Annotated in this window: 4 protein-coding genes; 2 read left to right on the top strand and 2 right to left on the bottom strand. The window is 56.4% G+C overall.

All coding sequences use genetic code 11. From position 1 onward, the window contains the following. On the top strand, positions 1-1,020 hold a 1,020-nt coding region (locus MKS85_RS28665), incomplete at its 5' end, for an Ig-like domain-containing protein (protein WP_310663250.1). A gap of 246 nt (positions 1,021-1,266) precedes the next feature. Here the strand turns inward: MKS85_RS28665 and MKS85_RS28660 are convergent. Then, complete coding sequence (locus MKS85_RS28660) at positions 1,267-1,677, bottom strand: putative toxin-antitoxin system toxin component, PIN family (protein ID WP_188252474.1); 411 nt, start codon at positions 1,675-1,677, stop codon at positions 1,267-1,269. Continuing rightward, a complete protein-coding gene (locus tag MKS85_RS28655) occupies positions 1,677-1,916 on the bottom strand; it encodes a ribbon-helix-helix domain-containing protein (RefSeq protein ID WP_092459033.1) in 240 nt (79 codons plus the stop codon). The genes MKS85_RS28660 and MKS85_RS28655 overlap by 1 nt, the downstream gene beginning before the upstream one ends. A gap of 545 nt (positions 1,917-2,461) precedes the next feature. On the opposite strand from MKS85_RS28655, the gene MKS85_RS28650 reads away from it, so the two are divergent. After that, the gene (locus MKS85_RS28650; RefSeq protein WP_139049399.1) at positions 2,462-2,821 is read left to right on the top strand and encodes a DUF6124 family protein; all 360 of its coding nucleotides are present in this window, start codon (positions 2,462-2,464) and stop codon (positions 2,819-2,821) included. Positions 2,822-3,084 lie beyond the last annotated feature (263 nt).

Raw genomic sequence — 3,084 nt, 5'->3', positions numbered from 1 at the left:
TCGCTTAATCTGGCGGTGCAGGCCATACCCGAGGCCAGTCTTGGCATGCCGCTGATTCCGCAGGCGGCACAAAATGGTATCGGTAGCGAGCTGAATCTGGGCAATTTCACGGGCGATGCCCGCGTTACCGTCGCGCCATGGCCGTTAATCGCGGCGGGACAACGTGTTTGGTTGCGTGTTGAAGGTACTGCGCAGAATGGTTCGGACTATACGATTACGCTTTACTCCAGTTCAGCGGTTATTTCGAGCGAAGTAACAGCCGGCCTCTCTAAAGCGCTGTTGCGCAGCGAGCTTGAAAAACTGCGCGACGGTTCTGAGCTCAAGGTGGTGCTGGAGGTTACTTTCGATCGCAGCACCAGCCAGAGCGAGGCTGTTGCCTTTCCGTTGCGGACCTATACCGTCAACGTAAGTCCCCCCATGACTCTGGATCCTTCAACCATGCTCTTGGACGGCATCAAGTTTTTTCAATCGTTCGGTTTGGTGGAGCGAGAGGTTCCCAACAATACAGGTATCCGTATTCCCACCGGCGGAGTTCCACCCTATACCTATACCTCGCTTAATCAACAAACTGCATCTGTATCTGAAGCGGGCAAGGTAACCGGTCTTCGGAACGGTGGGACTACGATTGTGGTTAGGGACTCCGTCGGTACAGAGGCGCGTTATGGGGTGGTCGTCCAGAATATACACCGACTGTTAAGACGTGAAGGGTTCACGACCGCTGCGGACGTGCACGCATGGGCACGCGAAGTTGGATGGGAACCGACAAAACCTATACAGGACCTCCTTGAGGCCTTTCCGCAGAATTTTGGAACTTTTGAAGGACTGATCGAAACAAGACCCTCGGGCCCACAGCCGAATGATCAATTCACGGGGGTCGCGCATATATGGTTCTACAGTAACGGCAGATCCGCTATTTCGGCATATGTGATGACAACAGAAAGGCCTGGCTCTCTGTCCTTTCATGACGATGGTACTAGGCTATTTCCCCGTATGCTGGCATTCGAACCGCTCAATAGCTGAGGAGTAGCATTGCCAATTTGGGGACGAAGAAGCGGATAAGGGAACGCATTTATCTATCAGAAGTCCTGTGAAAGCGAAGAAACTCGCTTTCACAGCCCCGAACTTGCCGAAACTGTGTCCCACCCCATCCTACCCCCTCGGACTGCCCGTCTTGCGCCGTTGCCTACAATTACGCAAGAGTCCGCCAGCTTGTGCACCTTACTCCCCGCTGGTGCGGACCGACGTCTCGGGGAAAATCCCGATCGATCACAGCATCTCGGCACAAAACTCGGTAGGCGTGACAATCCGCGTGCGTCCTATGTGCCCACGCTGCAGGAGACCGGCGCGGCGATCACCGGTTACCAGATAGTCCGCGTCACCTGCAAGGGCCATCGCCAGTAAAAATGAGTCATCCGGATCATCGGCTTCGACCTCGATGGCCAGACGCTCCAGTACGACTGCCCGTTGCAGGTTATTGATCATGGCGCCCACTTTAGCGGGCTGAAGGATGGCCTGGAGCTTGGGATAGCGGCTGGCCCGACGGATTTCATCGAGTTGCATCCGCGAGGTCACCACTTCGAAACGCGCCGCTCGCCAGGCGCGGTAAATAGCATCGGGCGCACCGTGTGGCGAAATCAGAGCGCTGAACAGGCTGTTGGTATCCAACACAACCCGCATCAGCGCTTACGTGCCCAGTCGAGAGCTTCATCGACCATTGAGGTCAATTGCGTTTCGCTCAGATTGGCTGTTGCGGCCTTGGCTTGTTCGGCCGTCAGCTCCAGAATGTGTGCCTGTACCGCTTCTTCAATAAAGCGCGACAGGTCGCCTTTGCGGCCACCGCCCTGGCTGGCCAGAAACATCCGAAGCGACTGGTCGGTGTCGGCCGAGACGGCGACATTCCAACGGATGGTACTCATGGTGTTCCCCTTGATAGGTGTTTGTGTGTTTATACACCTATCTTTTGCAGCCACGCAACGCGAGCAAAGCCTTTACTAACCAATAAAGGTCGCGGCTTCCCTCTTCCGAAAACAGGTGACGCAAAAAATGTGATGGACTTATTTAAAGCGGAACGGGGAGCATCCCTGCCGATTTTCCCACGCAGGAACGTGGGAAATGGTCAAATTGTAAGCTCCGATGTAGGACGTTGCAGGAGCGACTACACCGCCTTGCGCCATTGCCTACAACTGCGCCAGAATCCGCCGGCTTGTGCGCCTATAGGCCGGACTTTATCGTTTCCAGGTCGCTGACAAATCAGCGATCGGGTTTGGTAGCCCGGGTTGTCGGTGCATAGCGTCACCTCCTGCGAGTGCAGCCATGCACTTTGCTTTCTGGTGGCCATGCGCAGGGTCTCTTCGGAGGCGCCGGCTCCGATGCCCGGTCTACCAACCTTCGTATGGCCGCCACCCTCCGTTTGGTAGCGAATGGGTGATGGCTCCTTGTCAAATGCATCGGAGCTTCAATCATGTTCAAAGCAACCCCCAACCCACCGGACACCGATCCAACATCCCCGCACAAAACCGCCGCCGCTAAAAAACTCGACGAAGCCGCCGAGCGCGCCCTCGACTTCTATCTGAAGCCAAAACCGGAAAAGGCGGAGGCCGATCCCGCACCCGCTAAGCTCTTCACCGTGATCAACGGCATCGACACCGAATGCCTGCTCGCCAACCTCAGTGAAACCCTGGCTTCGGCCGATGCCATGATCAGTGATCTGGCGTTCGAGCTGGAGGGTTCACGTCGGCATGTGGCGCTGGGTATTCAGCAGTTGATCGAGCTGGGAGGGTTGCTGGCGAATCGGGCGCTGGATAACGTCGATCCGCGTTAGCCGGCTCTCCACAAAACCCTGTGGCGGGGGAGCTCGCTCCCTCGCCACGGGAAAGATCTCGTCGGTCGCACCGCCCTGGCTGGCCAGAACCATCCGAAGCGGATGGTACTCATGGCGCTCTCTCTTGATAGATGCTGGTGTGTTTTTACACCCACAATTTGCAGCAACGCAACGCTACCAAAGCCTTTACTAACCGATAAACGGCCTCAGTCTCCCCCGTCTACTGTCATTCCTGACAGTAGACGCAACACCCCATCCGCCCG

Source organism: Pseudomonas sp. JL2 (assembly GCF_031570495.1).
GTDB lineage: Bacteria > Pseudomonadota > Gammaproteobacteria > Pseudomonadales > Pseudomonadaceae > Aquipseudomonas > Aquipseudomonas rhizophila.
The sequence above is the reverse complement of the archived record's forward strand: the minus strand, read 5'-3'. Positions and strand labels throughout refer to the sequence as shown.

Excerpts from the sequence above, each read along its gene's own strand:
- MKS85_RS28660 (WP_188252474.1), bottom strand. The coding sequence starts at position 1,677 with ATGCGGGTTGTGTTGGATACCAACAGCCTGTTCAGCGCTCTGATTTCG.
- MKS85_RS28650 (WP_139049399.1), top strand. The coding sequence starts at position 2,462 with ATGTTCAAAGCAACCCCCAACCCACCGGACACCGATCCAACATCCCCG.
- MKS85_RS28655 (WP_092459033.1), bottom strand. The coding sequence starts at position 1,916 with ATGAGTACCATCCGTTGGAATGTCGCCGTCTCGGCCGACACCGACCAG.